We start from the raw sequence: 15280 nt of genomic DNA on the forward strand, positions 1-15280 counted from the left end.
CAGTTCCGGCCTGCAAGCCGGCTCGCCCCCCTCGTTTTGCCTTTCGTTCCTCAGGAGTTCAGGCCATGTGCGGTATCGTCGGCGCGGTTTCCACGCGCAACATCGTTCCCATCCTCGTCCAGGGCCTGCAGCGCCTGGAGTACCGGGGCTATGACTCGTGCGGCGTCGCCATCCACGACGCGAGCCTGGACGCCACCCGGACGGGCGGCCTGCGGCGTGCCCGCAGTACTGCGCGCGTGGCGGAACTGCTGGAGCAGGTGCGCACCGAGCACGTGGAAGGCGCCACCGGCATCGCCCACACGCGCTGGGCCACGCACGGCGCGCCGGCCGTGCACAACGCGCATCCCCATTTCAGCCACGGCTCCGGCCCGGACGAGCCGCTGCGCCTGGGCCGTGTCGCGCTGGTGCACAACGGCATCATCGAGAACCACGAGGCGCTGCGCGCATCGCTGCAGGCCCGCGGCTACGTGTTCACCAGCCAGACGGACACCGAGGTGATCGCCCACCTCGTGGACAGCCACTACAGCGGCGACCTGTTCCAGGCCGTGCGCGCCGCGGTGGCCGAACTGCATGGCGCCTATGCCATCGCGGTGATCCACAAGGACGAGCCCCACCGCGTGGTGGGTGCCCGTGCCGGCTCCCCGCTGATCCTGGGCGTGGGGGAGGGCGAGCACTTCCTGGCGAGCGATGCCATGGCCCTGGCCGGCGTCACCGACCAGATCGTCTATCTGGAAGAGGGCGACCTCGTCGATCTGCAGCTGGGCCGCTACTGGATCGCCGGCAAGGACGGCCAGCCCCTGGACCCCGCGAGCCGCCCGGTGCGCACCGTGCTGGCCCACAGCGGCGCCGCCGAACTGGGCCCGTACCGCCACTACATGCAGAAGGAAATCTTCGAGCAGCCGCGCGCCATCGGCGACACGCTGGAAGGCGTGCGCGGCGTGGCGCCCGAACTGTTCGACGGTGCCGACGGTACCGCCGCCTGGCGCGTGTTCAAGGAAGTGGATTCCGTCCTGATCCTGGCCTGCGGCACCAGCTACTACAGCGGCTGTACGGCCAAGTACTGGCTCGAATCCATCGCCGGCATTCCCACGCAGGTGGAGGTGGCGAGCGAGTACCGCTACCGCACGAGCGTGCCCAACCCGCGCGCGCTGGTGGTGACGATCAGCCAGTCCGGCGAGACCGCTGACACCCTGGCCGCGCTGCGCCATGCACAGGGCCTGGGCATGCAGCACACGCTGACCATCTGCAACGTCTCCACCAGCGCCATGGTGCGCGAATGCAGGCTGGCCTACATCACCCGCGCGGGCGTGGAAATCGGCGTGGCTTCCACCAAGGCCTTCACCACCCAGCTCGCCGGCCTGTTCCTGCTCACGCTGGCACTGGCGCAGGCGCGGGGCCGCCTGAACGAAGAGCAGGAGGCCCGCCACCTGCAGGCCATGCGCCACTTGCCCGTGGCGCTGCAGGGCGTGCTCGCGCTCGAGCCGCAGATCATCAGCTGGGCCGAGGACTTCGCGAAGATGGAGAACGCCCTGTTCCTGGGCCGCGGCGTGCACTACCCCATCGCCCTGGAAGGCGCGCTCAAACTCAAGGAGATCAGTTACATCCACGCCGAGGCCTACCCGGCCGGCGAGCTCAAGCACGGCCCCCTGGCCCTGGTGACGAGCAGCATGCCCGTGGTGACCGTGGCGCCCAACGACGAACTGCTGGAAAAGCTCAAGAGCAACCTGCAGGAAGTGCGTGCCCGCGGCGGCGTGCTCTACGTGCTGGCCGACGCGAAGACCAACATCGATACCTCCGAAGGCATGCACGTGATCCGCATGCCGGAGAACTACGGCGCGCTCAGCCCGATCCTGCACGTGGTGCCGCTGCAGCTGCTGGCATACCACACGGCCTGTGCGCGCGGGACGGACGTGGACAAGCCGCGGAATCTGGCGAAAAGTGTGACGGTGGAGTGAGAGGGGGGGACACGTGCCAGCATGCATAAAGTGACAATTGATGTGGTCATTTATGTGAATGAATCATGGTGAATCCCTATATTTTTATAAATATGGACATTTGTGCCAATTCCCACAAGATCACTTCCGTTGTGTCTGCTGCCGTAGAGGAGAAGCGAAAGCGATGGGCAGCCGGGTAGCAGTCGCGCAAGAAGAATCGGTGGGCAACCGCACGATTTCGCCTCGGCACTGGTCTTTGGGTTTCTTCGATCTTTTATCCTCCGGCCTGTCCGTTAGTCACTGCTTATGCAGCGCCGTCAGGCTGGGGCAAGGATCCACCCGGGTAGGCGCATCCCATTACACACATCTCATAGCGTCATCCGAGCGAAGCGCAGCCCCTGCACGAACACGGCGATGTCGCGCATGCCCAGCCACAGCGTCTTGGCACCTGGCTGGCCGTCGCCCTTGCGCCCGAGGAAGCCGCCGAGTTGCGCGATCAGGCGCACCACGGTGTTCAGCGGCGGGACCGTCTTGGGCGGCTTCTTCTTGTTCAGCACGAAGGCCGCCTGCCATTCCTCGGCCTGGAACAGCAGCTCCGCCGGCAGCTGTGGCAGGCTGCGGCCCAGCCGCATCAGCCGGTTGATGCGCCAGGCCACCACCATGTACAGCGCCAGCGCCACCTCCAGGCGCTCGACGCGGCCCAATTGCAGTGCCTCCACGCGGCAGCCTTCCTTCAGGATCAGGAAGAACAGCTCGATCTCCCAGCGCGCGCGGTACCAGTCCAGCACTTCGACCGCCTGCTGCAACGTGTGCACCGGCCGGTTGCTCAGCAGCCGCCAGAGCACCGGTTTGACGCCGGCCGGTGGGTCGATCTCCTGCGCCAGCACGCACGTCACGTGCAAGCGGCCTCCCCGCCCGTCGGCCAGTTCGACGACCTGCGCTCGCAGGCTCTGCGTGACTGCTCGCGCCTGCCCGGCAACTCGAACGCCACCTTGCCCAGCGCCGGCGCCTGCGCCACATGCTGCCACAGCTTGCCACAGCTTGCCACCTTGCGGCAAAACCCGGTCGTGCTGGCAGCGGATCAGGTAGTCGGCCGCATGCTGCAGCTCTTTGGCTCGGCGCAGCAAGGCAATGATGTCCGCCTCCCGGTCGGCCACGTACACTTGGCGCACCTGCGGCAGCGCCAACGCCCGTTCGGCCACGCGCTCGTAGCCTTCGATCCAGCGCGTGCTCTCCACGATCCCGGCGCGGGTGCCGTCTTCCTGTTTCGCCTCGCGCGCCCACATCCACGCATCGAGCACACCCAGCGGCTCGCGCGCCGGGCTCACCGCGTAGGTCGGGTGCAGGTACATCCCGCGCTGCGCTTCGTAGCTCAGCGGACCCAGCCCCCTCGTGCCTCGCCCGTTGAAGTCCAGCTCCGTGGTGTCCTGGATGTTCAGCACCACCGCGTGCGCGCGCATGCGCTCTTCGCTGCACGCCCAGTGCGGCTTGAGCAGCACCTGCCAGTCGGTCTTGGCGTTGGACAGGAACCGGTAGGCCCCTTGCGTCTCGGCCCACCCGTTGCAGGCATTGGGAATGCTCTCGGTGGGCTTGCCGGCCAGCCGCTCGGCCAGCAGTACCGCTCGCGCATCCAATCTCCCATCGCCCAGGTCCAGCGTCTCGAATTCCTCTGCAGCCCAGCCCACTCGCCACCCACAATTTCAATCAATTCAACAAGTTGCGAACTCTACTTCAACTTGTGTGTAATGGGATGGGGTAGGCGTGGTGTCGAGCGATTGTCTGCGCCAGTTGACGGCCATCAGGGCTGCTGTCGAGATGCAGTCCGAGACGCCCACGCCTTGAGAAAATCAACACGCTCGCTTTCACTCAGAATGCCCGCAAATGGGGAGCTCGACCGCATGGACTGTCCCTGCTCTGTGTCTGACGTCGCGACAGCGAGGGCTTCGTCAAGGCCTTGATCGAGTACAGCAAGCCACGCTGTTGCGTAGAAGTCAGGAACACCGCTGCCCCCGATCTACCATGCGCTCGAGGTTGTTCTGCGCCTTCAATAACAGCGAGTGGTCCGACCGCATCTTTTGCGCGACCAGTGTGTGCAGCGCCAAACTCTTCAGGTCGAGATCACGGGGCGAAAACATGGCTTCAAAAACCTCAACCTCTCACAGAGCACCGCGCTTTGCGGTGAATTGCGGCGAATTCCCGCAATTGCGGTCGCTGCAAGTTGTTGATTTCATTGCCCGCTTCACCGGGCCTCCGCATCTCGCTTCTGACGGATGCGAGCCAGTGCCTCCATCGCCGATGCAAATGTTGACGGCCTTGCACCACCTTCAAGCATCAAACGCATGTGCAGCTTGGTATTGAGCTGAGGATCCTGCCTGCAGCCACCCGATGGCTCAGGCTGGGTCGCTCGGTCTGGACATTGATCGTCTGGCTTCATGGGCAGAAAATAGCACGTCTCCCGCCCTGGCGTGCGGGTGGTGATTGGCCATCAGAATCGCAGTTCCGATGGCGAGGAGTGTTGCTGCAATGCTCGGCTGGTTCATTGTCATTTCCATCGCTGGCGGTGACGAGCCAGTGAAGGTTTGTGACGTACGAACGCTTGCGACCTAGCGCAGCAGCATGGGTGGTGTGGATTGGATCGATGGTCTTGTTGAGCGCGGACTGGCGAAGTTCGAGTCGGGCAATGGCTACCCGACCCGATTCAGCGCGACCGCAGCAGCGGCGCTCCCGCTCATCGCCAGTGGCAAGCCCCCAGCGCACGGCGACCTCTCCGTCCACGGCGACGACTACTTCATGCCTGCCGGTTGGATTGGCGACTTCAAGGTTTACGTCGAGCGCATCGCTGCTTGCAAGCCGACTGATCCTTTTGTGATTGAAGTCTGGGACCAGTCGTAAGCCGTTTCATACCGGAACACGAACCAAAAGCGGGGCTCTGCTTCCTGTGCCGTGAGTTATTCGCATTGAGCTTCCTGCGTACCTAGTGGCACAGCGGTCACGCTTGTTTGGCCAGACGCATGGACGAGCGTACTAGCTCGGCCATGGACACCACGCCTGCCCGCGTATGCAGCGGTACGTGGTGCGGGCCGCGCATTGCAGTTCCACCGTGTCTTCGAGCGCCGGTACGCGGGTGCTTATGGCCGCGATTTCGGCCAGCAGCGCGTTGGCCAAGGTCGTCTTGCCGCTGCTGGGGAGAGCCGGCGATCAGTGTGTTGCATCGAACGGCTGAGTCTGCCTTGCAAGCCGGCAACCCCATTCGCACGTCACCACAGCCCCGGCAAGCGCTGCCCGCAGCCGTGATGCCGCGGAGGCGTCAGGGATCAAAGCCGGATGGCCGGGATGCGGCACGAAGCCCGGGGCGCAGCCCGCGAGCCCGGCGGCTACGCCGAGACGCTGTATCGACGTCGCACGACCTGGACATCGGTCGATGACCCGGCTGTCATCGCTATTGACGTCGGCTTCGCTTACAACTTCACTTCGAGTTGTGAGACAATGCACTTAGTCCGGTATTGTATTTTAATTTTTCTATATAAATCAATGATTTACTGAATTGGTGGGCGAAATGAAGGAAGAGCAATTGGATTTAGCCCAGATGGTCCGCCTGGCGTTGGCCGAGCAGACGGAAGACGTGCGGCTGTTCGCAGCGCGGCTAGTCCGCAAGTACCGCGGGACAGCGCCCGACCTCGCCGAACAGCTTGAATTGTTCCTGAAGTCGAAGCCGGCACGCAGCGTTTCGCCCATGCGCAAGCTGTCGCCCCAGCCGTCGGCGACCCAAGCGCCGCCGGTCGACGACGAGTCCCGCCTCTCCCTCCTGAAGGTGTTCAAGGACGAGCCGACGAAGGACGCGCCGCTGCTGTCCAGCGATATCGAGGATGCTCTGGGGCAACTCATCGCCGAGCGCCGGCAGAGCGACCGACTGCAGGCCATGGGGCTGACACCTACCCGCTCGGCCATCTTTGTGGGACCGCCTGGGGTCGGCAAGACGCTCACGGCCCGCTGGCTGGCCGCGCAGCTGAAGGTGCCGCTGTACGTGCTCGACCTGACCGCCGTGATGAGCAGCCTGCTCGGTAAGAGTGGCACCAATCTGCGGGCTGCCATCGACTTCGCCAAGCGCGAGCCCTGCGTGCTGCTGCTGGATGAGATCGACGCCATCGCCAAGCGGCGCAGCGACGACAGCGACGTGGGCGAACTCAAGCGCCTGGTCACCGTGATCCTGCAGGAAGTCGACGAATGGCCAGCCAGCAGCGTGCTGCTGGCCGCCACCAACCACCCGGAGCTGATCGATCCGGCGCTGTGGCGCCGCTTCGACCTGGTGGTCCATTTCAAGACGCCTGATGAACAAGCGGTCAAGGAGGCCATCAAGCGCTTCCTGGGGCCGGACTACGCCCTTTTCGCTCGTTGGATCGACATCCTCGTGTTTGCATTCGCCGGGCACTCGTTCAGCGACATCGAGCGCGATGTGCGGCGTTTCCGGCGTGCCGTGGCCCTGGGCACGACCACCGACGCCGATCTGGTCGAGGACTTCATGAAGGCACGCGCTTTGGCGCTCGACAGACAGGGTCGCATCGACCTGGCCGTGATGTTGGCGAGGCAGACTCGCCTGTCCCAACACGCCGTCTCCGACATCACGGGTGTGAGCCGGGACACGATCCGCAAGTACACCAATGAGGCGCCTGCGGCACGAAAGACCTTGCCCCAGAGAAAGGCTAACGCATGAGCCAAACGAATTTCCTGATCGATCGTGGTGAGTTGCTGACCCATGACATCGTCGGCCCACGGCGCATGCCTGGCAAGGCCGAGGTGTATACCTTCGCGCAGGCGCGGGAGCTGTTGGTGCCCCAGTTTCGCCGTGCAGCCAAGGTGCTGGACGAACTGCCGGTCGATGCCTGTCCAGGCGACTTCGCGGTGGCCCGGCTGATGATGAACCCCAGCTTCATCGCTCGTTCTTATTTCCCGACAGGCCTGTTGCGCAGCACGGGACTGGAGTCCATCGGCAGCCGCACCGTCAAGGTCAAGCCGAAGGCCTGGACCCGCAAGGGGCAGCCTCAGGAAACCACGACCACCGAACTGTTCGTCGCCGGCAAGCGCCAGGCCTTCCGCAACCTCTCGCAGTGGACGGAAACCCTCGACGCGCAGTCCGACGAGGGCGATGACCTGACGCACATCGAACAGTTCGCTACCTTTGCGCCGGCGGAGCGCATCGTGAGCCTTGGCGGATGCCGCAGCCTATACCAAGGCTGGCCTCGAAGTCGTGTTCCGCCCTAACGACGAGAAGATCAAGGACGGCAAGAGCAACGCGGACACCAAGGGCTTCTTCGACCTGAAGAAGTTTGCCACCGAGCAAGAACGCCGCTCGGACCAGGGCAAGTGGGAAACCGTGCTGCACGGGGCCAAGACCTTCCGCGGATCCAGCCTCAAGAACCCCGTGTTCGACATCCACTACAACGCCCGCGACGGCGGGGGCCGGGCCACCGGTGCCGAGAAGATCCGCTATGCGCTGATCCTGTCGGTTGAGGCCCCAAAGCACGCCGATCTCTACAACGACATCCTGCGCGCCTATGCCAAGACCCTCGTGCCGATCCAGCCGCAGGTGTCCTTGCCGATCCGCATTCGGTGACGGTGGCAACGCATGTACAGAACGGACTGACGGGCAAGGAGGAGACCGATGCCGAAACCTTTGAAGAGTAAAGACAAGAACGGGGCGCCGTTCACGCGACCGCCAGAGATTGAGGTCTGCTTGGGAGCGTTGGAATCGGTCGATGCTGCCGCACGCCTCAAGGCTTTTGCTGTCACGTCGAGAAAGAGCAGCGACTACGTGCCGTCGGAAGCGCTGACGTATTTTCTGCGGCGCGCCCATGCGACGGGCGCAACGGATGAGTTCAAGCAGATTTTTGCACTACTCATAAAACGGGTCGGTCAGTCCCTGTTCGCAACGGTCTCGGACTCCCGTATGGCAGGGGCGCAAGGCATTCGAGAAGAGATCATGGGCCGGTTCGCAGAGCGAATCGCCAAGGACTGCAACGGCCGATTTGCCATGCTGGATTTCTTTGAAGTGAGGTTCGACCTGGCGTTCGCCCGATTCCGGAAGTCCGTACTGAGGCAGATCGGTCCCTCGTCGGTACTCACCGTGCCGCTGTCCACGGACGGGGAAGAGGGTCAGGACATTTCTCCGGAGGTCGAGGAAGCGGCGGCCGACTTCCTGGGAGGAGACCCTCAAAAAATTGACGACCCGGCTTTCCGGTTGGAGCTGGACGCTGCGATTGATGCTTTACCAGATGATCAGAGACGGGTCGTGGGCCTGTTGCGACAAGGTTTCCAGACCCACTCGGAGGACCCCAATATGATGACCATTTCCAAGATGCTGAAGTGCGATGAGAGGACCGTCAGAAATCGCAAAGTCCGAGCGTACAAGAAACTGAAAGCCTCTCTTCAGGGGGACGTATGAGCACTTCAAAGCCGTTCCTTGCTGACGAGGAATCCGTGCTGTTGGCGTTCTCCATGGAGCCGAGCCATGGCCAAGAAACGCTCGAGCGCTACATCAGGGAGTATCCACAGCATGCGACAGCGCTGATCGACTGTTCGATTGATCTGCGTCCTGAGCCGCCAGCTGAAGATGTTCCGGCGACCATGGTATCGGACAGCGCGGTAGACAAGGCTTGGCAGCGATTTGAGCAGGCTGTCCAGCAGTCCGCAGCGGAGGCCGCGAATCCGTTCGCCAAGCTCAATACGAGCGGTTTCAAGGCGATCGCACGCAGCCTGGATGTCAGCAATCTCTTTCTGATGCGCGTGCGTGATAGAGCCATCAATGCTGCCACCATTCCCACGCGATTCGTTGAGAGGCTTGCGTCGGAGTTGGGCGCTACGGCGCAAGCTGTGAGTGCGTATTTGCAGGGTCCGCCGGGTATGGTCTCCGGGCATGCCTTCCGGTCCAGCGTGAAGCCGAGCGTGGGTGAACAAATCACTTTCGACGAGGCGGTCTCGACTTCACGGCTCACGCCGGAACAGCAGGCAACGCTGAAGGCGTTGTTGGACTGAGCGATGGACGCCACCGAGGCCGCTCGCCGGGAAGCAGAACGCCTGCACCGGGCTAACGTCGCGGCCGGCGGCGATCCGAACCGAAACTGCATTCATGAAGATGTACAACGTCGTGAGTGACGTGTTCGAGTGGTTGAAGCGCGACCACGGGACGACAAGTCCCACGGTCGACGAGTTGGCCGCTCGCTTCGAGGAGGCATGGCGCTCCAAGGGCGCGACAGAGCATGGATATGCTGAAGACTACCGCCGCATCGGCAAGCGACTCGTCGACTTCCTCATCGAGAGCCGTAGCCGTGGCGTGGCCGCGCCGGCGCCTCCGATCTCGTTGGGGTGGGCCGAGGGCGAGATCCTTATCAGCCCGGATGGCGTTGCTCACGGAGCCGGTGGCCGCGTTACGGTGCGGCGCGTCAAGACGGGCAAGCAGCGCTCGAACGCCTTCGATGACATCGAGTACACGGTTCTCCAACTCGCTGCCGTCCAGGCCTATGGGCCGCATGCGCAGGTCGAGGTGACCTACCTGACCAGCGAAACCATCCAGCCGATGGAAATCACGCCGCGCAAGCTGGAGTCCAGGCGCGAAAAGCTGCAATCCTTCCTTCAGGCGATGCAGGCCGGGCAGTTCCCCGCCAAGCCCGAGGCGCGCAGCTGTCCGCGCTGCCCGAGCTTCTTCCTCTGCGGAGACTTGCCCGGAGGTGGGTGGGTGCAAGAAAAACTTTGACCAGCCTTTCCGGTTTGGGTTGGGGCTGCGATTGACTGAGTAAGGGGGCCAGAAAGGCTGCAATCCCGCAGGTGATGGCTCCCCAAGAAAGGCAATCAAATGCAAACCCAAACCCACAACGGCGATGACCGTTCCGATGTCGAAGATGTTGCGGCGGCGATCCGCGAAGGCCGCAGCCTGCGCGCGGCGGCGCTCTACCGGATCGTCGTCCTGGACGACCAACTCAATGAGCGTCACGTCGATCTTGCCGAAGCCATTCTTCGGCCGGCAATCTCCGAGGCAGTCCAAAAGGAGCAAGCACGGTTGCTGTTGCTCGAGCGCTGGATTGACAAGCACGCAGACAGCAGCGACATGGTCTTGGACGCACGGGCGCTCTACCGGGAAGTCACCGCGGCCAGGGAGGCCAGTCTCGTTCGAAACCCTACTGGGGCGGCGTCCACTGACCTGGTCGCCGCCGTCTTGGATTCGGGCCTCGTCACCCCAGCGGGAAAGTCGTCCGCGCTTGAAGAGGTTGTTGCAGGGGTAGTGACAGTCATCCTCAATTCCACTCCGCTTGTGGTGCGGCGAAAGCTTGACGAGATGATTGGCGCCGTTCGATCAAATCCCGACTATGCGACTAATCCCTCAGCACGGGCGCTGTTCAACAGCATCTTGTTTCGCACCTTGGCTTGGCAGTACGAGCTTGAGAACTTCGAGCCAGGTCTGCGGTTACTTTCTGACTACCTTTTTACTTCAGAAGCCAATGAGGCTGACCTTCAGAAAGACTATCTGGCCACGGTCCAGGCAGGTTCGGGTGGTGGCGTGAGGCCGGAAGCACGGGCCATCGGGCACGGAAGAGCCGACGTGGCGTTCGACATGGGCGCGGTGATGATCGTTGCGGAGCTCAAGAAAACCATGCTCGATCGTTCGCTGGATCAACTGTTGGACGACCACGGGCTACAGGCGGCGGCCTATCAGCGCTCCAATGTCACGCTTGGATTCCTGGTCGTGCTGGATCTCGTGGACCGCGGAGGTACCGGGGAACATTTCTCCGCGTCTTCAAAGCTGCTGGAAATGACTCCACCTGGAACGAAGACCCCGTACTCCATCGCGGTGTTCAGAATCCAGGGGCAGAAGAGAACGCCATCCTCCATCAAGAAGTCGAAATCCAAAAAAGCGGCCCGGAAGAGGTAAAGAGGTGATGCGATCTGTTGATTAGAAGGCATTGGGCTCCAGCAGGGAGAGGCTTTGCGTGGCAATCCACAGTGAGGAGCGACTGCTCCGGGCAGAAATGCGTAGTTGCACTTCACATGAATTCGATGCTGAACCTCTTGGAAAAGCGGTGCCCTGCAACGTTGTCGTTTAGCTGCCGTTGCGTACGGGCTCAACCTGAGGGCTTTTTGGGGAAAGCAGGGTAGTCTTCCAAGGCACGGATGCTTGCTTAGGGGCTGACCTTCACGGTTGGACGCAATGGGAGGTAGTACACATGAAAACGAGGCAAGAAGCCTTGGAACTGGTAGTCGCAGCGTTTTTGCTCGCGCAACGAAAGCTGGGACCTGAAGCAACGACGATGACAATTGGCGTGCTGAAAAACCGGCTATTGCAAATCACTGACCGGCGGTTCGATCCAAAGGATTTCGGCGTTGCCGATATGCGCGGATTTTTGGCAATGCTCGCGCCGCAAGTATTGATCACCAAGAGGACCACTCATGGCGAGGCGACGCTGACCGTGGCTCCCGAGTCCGTTCACATAGCTAGGGCTACGCCTGCCAAGCGGCGCGCGAACGACGTTTCCCCAATGCCGGTCGCGCATGCGGAAGTGCCTCAGGACCTCCTGACGCCCGCTGGGCGTAATCGACCAGATCTCTGGACGGCCGTTATGGACTACGCGAGCGGAGTTGCGTACGTCTGGGACGAACGCCTGGGTGAGGCTAGGCCAAGGCGCGGCATGGAGGTACTCCCAGTTATACCCACTGTGACGTCCGTCGAGTTGGGGGAGTGGCGTCGGACGTTTGTGAATGAGCACAAGGTTGGCTTGGAAGGAGCGGACCTAGCTAGTGCGCTGCGTTGGCAAGAACAAGGTCTGGCGACCATCTATCTTCCCGCCAAGCTACGCCAACCGTGGAATCGCGAATTGGGGCTGCGAGTCCGCCAGCGCCTGCAAGGATTCTTTGCCCAACTGAATCCGAAGGCTTCAAGCGCCGCAGGAGCGCCAGTGGCAGTCAGTGAGCCAGAGCAGGCCGCGGATGTGTTGGGTGAGTTGCTGGTGGCAGCGAAAGACAGGGGGGATGGATTCACTGTGGGGGAGTTGCTAGCGCAGCAACTGCAAGCAGCATCGGAAGATCAGTCCGAGCAACTCATCGCGAGAATCGTGAACGCATGGGCCTCTCCACGCGCGGTGCCGACAGAGCCCACTTCGCTTTCCGACCTGTCGGAGCGGCTGGACTCCTATTCTCGGAAGAATCTGGCGACGGCTTTCATCAATGCGATCCATCGCGTCGACGCAGTAGACCCAGAACTGAGCGGCGCGGAGCGTGATTTTGCGTTCAAGCTAAAGGATGACATCGCGGCTGCTTATGGTATTGATTCTCGTTCCCCTGTCGAGGTATGCCGTGCATCGCTGGCAAAGCTCGAAGAGCTCCTAGCAAAGGGCGCGTCGATCGTTACAAGATTCCTTAGGGCAACGCCCGCGACGGCCCGAATTGCGTCGAGTGACCTCCTGCCGGTTGCGCATCGTCTGCAGCCATTGCTCGTGGCCGCAGAGCAAGAGTTCTTGGGAGATCTAGACGTTTTGGTCGGACCTGCCTTCCGCAAGCTCTTCGAGGCCTATGAGAAGAATGAAGACGCTGAGGTGATTCGCCGTGCCCCTGAGTATCTAGACAACATTGCTGGCCACAAGCCCACAGCGCCCGACCCTAGGCTACATAGCCAAGTTTGGCTAAGCCTTGTACAACCAGTTCTCGATCACCTCGCGACCTTGGTCGAAGATGCCACCTCACGAGGCGAGATTGCCCTCGCGCCTTCGCTAGTGCTTAGGAACCCCCGCACAAAAGGTGATCTGCGTGCGGCTGGGACAGACGTGTTCCTGTCATTCTCGCTGGTAAATCAGGGGAAGGGATATGCACGTGACGTCTCCCTCCTGCGCAGTGGCGCTGAGGGGCAAGATGCGGCCCATGCCTTGGTTGTCTACGAGCCGACAGGTCCGTTCGCGGTTTCTCCGGGAGGGGAACAGCTTGTTCGACTGCGCCTGCAGCTTGCAGAACCGTCCGCTGAACTGCGAATCCCGGTGCAGTGGGGCTGCGTCACCGGATCGGGGAGGCAGGTCGTCGCTGAGGATGAGTTGGAGATCACGCAGCAGGTGACCGAGCCGGATTGGGACGCGCTTCTTTCCGACCCGCCATACACGTTGAACCCCATCAAGCGGGCCGACAGACTGTACGGTCGCGGGTCGATACTCCAGAACTTGCTTCTGAACGCAATGGCTGGCACATCGACGTTCGTGTGGGGTCAAAAGCGCATTGGCAAGACCTCACTCTTGCAGGTCTTTGCTGCGAAACTTTCGACCAGATCAGACACTATCTGCATCTTGTTGCGTATGGGCGAGCTGACGTCTCTTCACGAGGGGCAACTCGCGCACCGTATTGCGCGGCGCTTGGCGGACAAAGTAAACATCAAGATCGAGGTCCCACAAGAAACGGATTTTGGAGCTGGCATCAGCCTGCTGGTCCCATTCGTTGAGCGACTTTCAGAGGAACTAGAGCAGCACAAGTTCGTCGTCATCATCGACGAATTCGATGATCTCGACCCGGCGTTCTACACCGGTGAGCGCGGGCGCCAGTTTATGAAGGGACTGCGCTCTGCTTCGGAGGCTGGGTTGACGTTCTTTTTTGTGGGCAGTGAGAGGATGGACGCAATCTTTGAGCGCCATCAGGCTGACCTTAACAAATGGACTAACGTGCGACTCGACAGGATCGAAAACCGTGCGGACTGTCAAGCGTTGATTCGCAAGCCTGTCGATGGTGCCCTTGAGTTCGACACCACGGCCGTTGATTTCATCGTCGACTACACCGCAGGCAATCCGTTCTACATTCACAATTTCTGTTACCAGCTCTTCCAGCGATGTCTACAGGAGCATCGAACGTTCATCGACGCAAACGACACCTCTGCGGTACGTCATCAGCTGTTTAGATCACTCGGCGCCACGAATTTTTCGCACCTGTGGGAAGACAACCCGGTATTGGACATCCAGGACAAGAGGCGAGAAGCCGCTGAGAACTGCATTGCGCTAGCGTGCATTTCGGCGCTTGGTGGTCGATTTGAAGACTTTGAGGAGTTGCTTGAATCTCAGGAAGGCTTGCCGATAGCCGCTGAAGACCGAGCAAGCGTGGCCGAGTTGCGAAGAGCATGCGCCAGACTACACAAGCGCGGCGTTCTATCGAAGCGCAATGGCGATGATGACCAAGTCATTTCCTTGCAGATATTCCGAGAGTGGCTTGGTGAGAATGCTCGTTCGAAGCTGATCCCTATTTGGATGAGCCATCGAGAGCTAGAACGTACAGCCCTCGTTGACAACACGACGCCGATTGCACTTCTAGAGGTCGCGGATGCGGCATTCCCCGTCAGCGAAGATGATCTGTTGGCTGTGGCCCAAAAGTTGACCTATTGCGGCAAGCAGAAAGATGTCGCCGAGATAAAGCAGTGGCTCCGGCAGTTCGATGACGACACACGCATTGAGACGGCATATCTGTTGCTGAGACGCATATCCGAGCAAGGGTTCATTACCGAAGGCATGCGCGCGAACATGCTAGCGAAGGTGGACGAGATGATCGTTGCCAGGCGGGTTGCGACTGGCAGTGGTACATGGACGATTGTTAAGAATCGACGGACCAATCTCGCCATCGGATATCTTGATGTTGAGCACAAGAGCGGCGCGACCATGGCTCGTGACATGAAGACGCGGATGCAGGCGGGCAAGTGCGCCTCAGCAAGCGACCTGGATACTTGGATGCGTGCTAACGCAGACAAGGAGGGTTTCGTGGCCATCGTAGACGACTTCGCCGGGACAGGGCAGACGCTTGTTGGCGGACTGAAAAAGGCGCGTAGTAGGGTGTCTGTAGAACACTGGGAGCGCTATGTTTCGGAGGGGCGTCTGTGTCTCTTCCTGATGTATGCATTCCCTGACGCGATAGAAGCGGTCAAAGCCGAGTTCCCTGGAATTCCTGTGCTTGCCGCTCACGTTTTTGGTGACGAACTGAGGGCCTGCAATGACGAGGCGGGCATTTTTGAGACACCGGGCGAGCGGGCCTTTGACCTGCCCCCTTCAGCCGTGCCAATGTTGAGTTAGCGAGTCCAAGGGTTTGGAGATTACTTGATCTCCGGTTGTTGCACAGCATCGCCAGTGCGCTGGCGATGCTGTGCGGCGAAACTGGCCGGCGGTATGCGCCCCAGTGAGCTGTGCGGGCGTACTTCGTTGTAGTCCCGCCGCCATCGGGCAATCTCCTGCCTGGCCTGTGGCAGTGACTCGAACCACTGCTCATTGAGGCACTCATCCCTGAACTTGCCGTTGAAGCTCTCAATGTAGGCGTTCTGCGTCGGGCAGCCTGCGTCGTTGAGCAAGTGC

Annotated in this window: 12 protein-coding genes and 1 pseudogene; 10 read left to right on the top strand and 3 right to left on the bottom strand. The window is 61.3% G+C overall.

Annotated features, from left to right (window positions below):
* Positions 1-65: 65 nt before the first annotated feature.
* Complete coding sequence (gene glmS, locus BLR05_RS05070; RefSeq protein WP_092832731.1) at positions 66-1955, top strand: glutamine--fructose-6-phosphate transaminase (isomerizing); 1890 nt, start codon at positions 66-68, stop codon at positions 1953-1955.
* A gap of 347 nt (positions 1956-2302) precedes the next feature.
* Here the strand turns inward: glmS and BLR05_RS05075 are convergent, their stop codons facing one another.
* Positions 2303-3619: an IS4 family transposase gene (locus BLR05_RS05075; RefSeq protein WP_092832732.1), complete on the bottom strand. Its 1317-nt coding sequence runs from the start codon at positions 3617-3619 to the stop codon at positions 2303-2305.
* 940 nt (positions 3620-4559) lie between these two features.
* Here BLR05_RS05075 and BLR05_RS05080 point away from each other — a divergent pair.
* The gene (locus BLR05_RS05080) at positions 4560-4826 is read left to right on the top strand and encodes a hypothetical protein (protein ID WP_143015859.1); all 267 of its coding nucleotides are present in this window, start codon (positions 4560-4562) and stop codon (positions 4824-4826) included.
* Between the two features lie 112 nt (positions 4827-4938).
* Here the strand turns inward: BLR05_RS05080 and BLR05_RS05085 are convergent.
* A pseudogene (locus tag BLR05_RS05085) lies at positions 4939-5148 on the bottom strand (ATPase, T2SS/T4P/T4SS family); the annotation flags it as partial.
* Between the two features lie 342 nt (positions 5149-5490).
* Between BLR05_RS05085 and BLR05_RS05090 the strand changes: the two are divergent.
* The 8 genes from BLR05_RS05090 to BLR05_RS25705 all read left to right on the top strand — a co-directional run bounded on the left by BLR05_RS05090 (position 5491) and on the right by BLR05_RS25705 (position 15004).
* Positions 5491-6645, top strand: a complete 1155-nt coding sequence (locus BLR05_RS05090; RefSeq protein WP_225978984.1) for an AAA family ATPase — start codon at positions 5491-5493, stop codon at positions 6643-6645.
* Positions 6642-7193: a hypothetical protein gene (locus BLR05_RS27010; protein ID WP_225978983.1), complete on the top strand. Its 552-nt coding sequence runs from the start codon at positions 6642-6644 to the stop codon at positions 7191-7193. The genes BLR05_RS05090 and BLR05_RS27010 overlap by 4 nt, the downstream gene beginning before the upstream one ends.
* Positions 7180-7545 (top strand): hypothetical protein, encoded by a 366-nt coding sequence (locus tag BLR05_RS27015; protein ID WP_225978982.1) that lies wholly within the window; start codon positions 7180-7182, stop codon positions 7543-7545. Before BLR05_RS27010 ends, BLR05_RS27015 begins: the two co-directional genes overlap by 14 nt.
* 48 nt (positions 7546-7593) lie before the next feature.
* Entirely contained in the window at positions 7594-8373 is a 780-nt protein-coding gene (locus BLR05_RS05100; protein WP_092832734.1) for an RNA polymerase sigma factor, read from the top strand.
* The gene (locus BLR05_RS05105) at positions 8370-8963 is read left to right on the top strand and encodes a hypothetical protein (RefSeq protein ID WP_092832735.1); all 594 of its coding nucleotides are present in this window, start codon (positions 8370-8372) and stop codon (positions 8961-8963) included. Before BLR05_RS05100 ends, BLR05_RS05105 begins: the two co-directional genes overlap by 4 nt.
* Before the next feature lie 94 nt (positions 8964-9057).
* A complete protein-coding gene (locus BLR05_RS05110) occupies positions 9058-9681 on the top strand; it encodes a PD-(D/E)XK nuclease family protein (RefSeq protein WP_225978981.1) in 624 nt (207 codons plus the stop codon).
* 99 nt (positions 9682-9780) lie between these two features.
* Positions 9781-10854: a hypothetical protein gene (locus BLR05_RS05115; protein WP_092832736.1), complete on the top strand. Its 1074-nt coding sequence runs from the start codon at positions 9781-9783 to the stop codon at positions 10852-10854.
* A 292-nt stretch (positions 10855-11146) separates the two neighbouring features.
* On the top strand, positions 11147-15004 hold the full coding sequence (locus tag BLR05_RS25705; protein ID WP_208605978.1) for an ATP-binding protein: 3858 nt from the start codon (positions 11147-11149) through the stop codon (positions 15002-15004).
* Positions 15005-15024: 20 nt separating this feature from the next.
* Here the strand turns inward: BLR05_RS25705 and BLR05_RS05125 are convergent.
* Positions 15025-15280 (bottom strand): integrase core domain-containing protein (locus BLR05_RS05125; RefSeq protein WP_143015861.1); only part of this gene is annotated, 256 nt, incomplete at its 5' end.

Source organism: Paracidovorax cattleyae (assembly GCF_900104515.1).
Taxonomy (GTDB): domain Bacteria; phylum Pseudomonadota; class Gammaproteobacteria; order Burkholderiales; family Burkholderiaceae_C; genus Paracidovorax; species Paracidovorax cattleyae.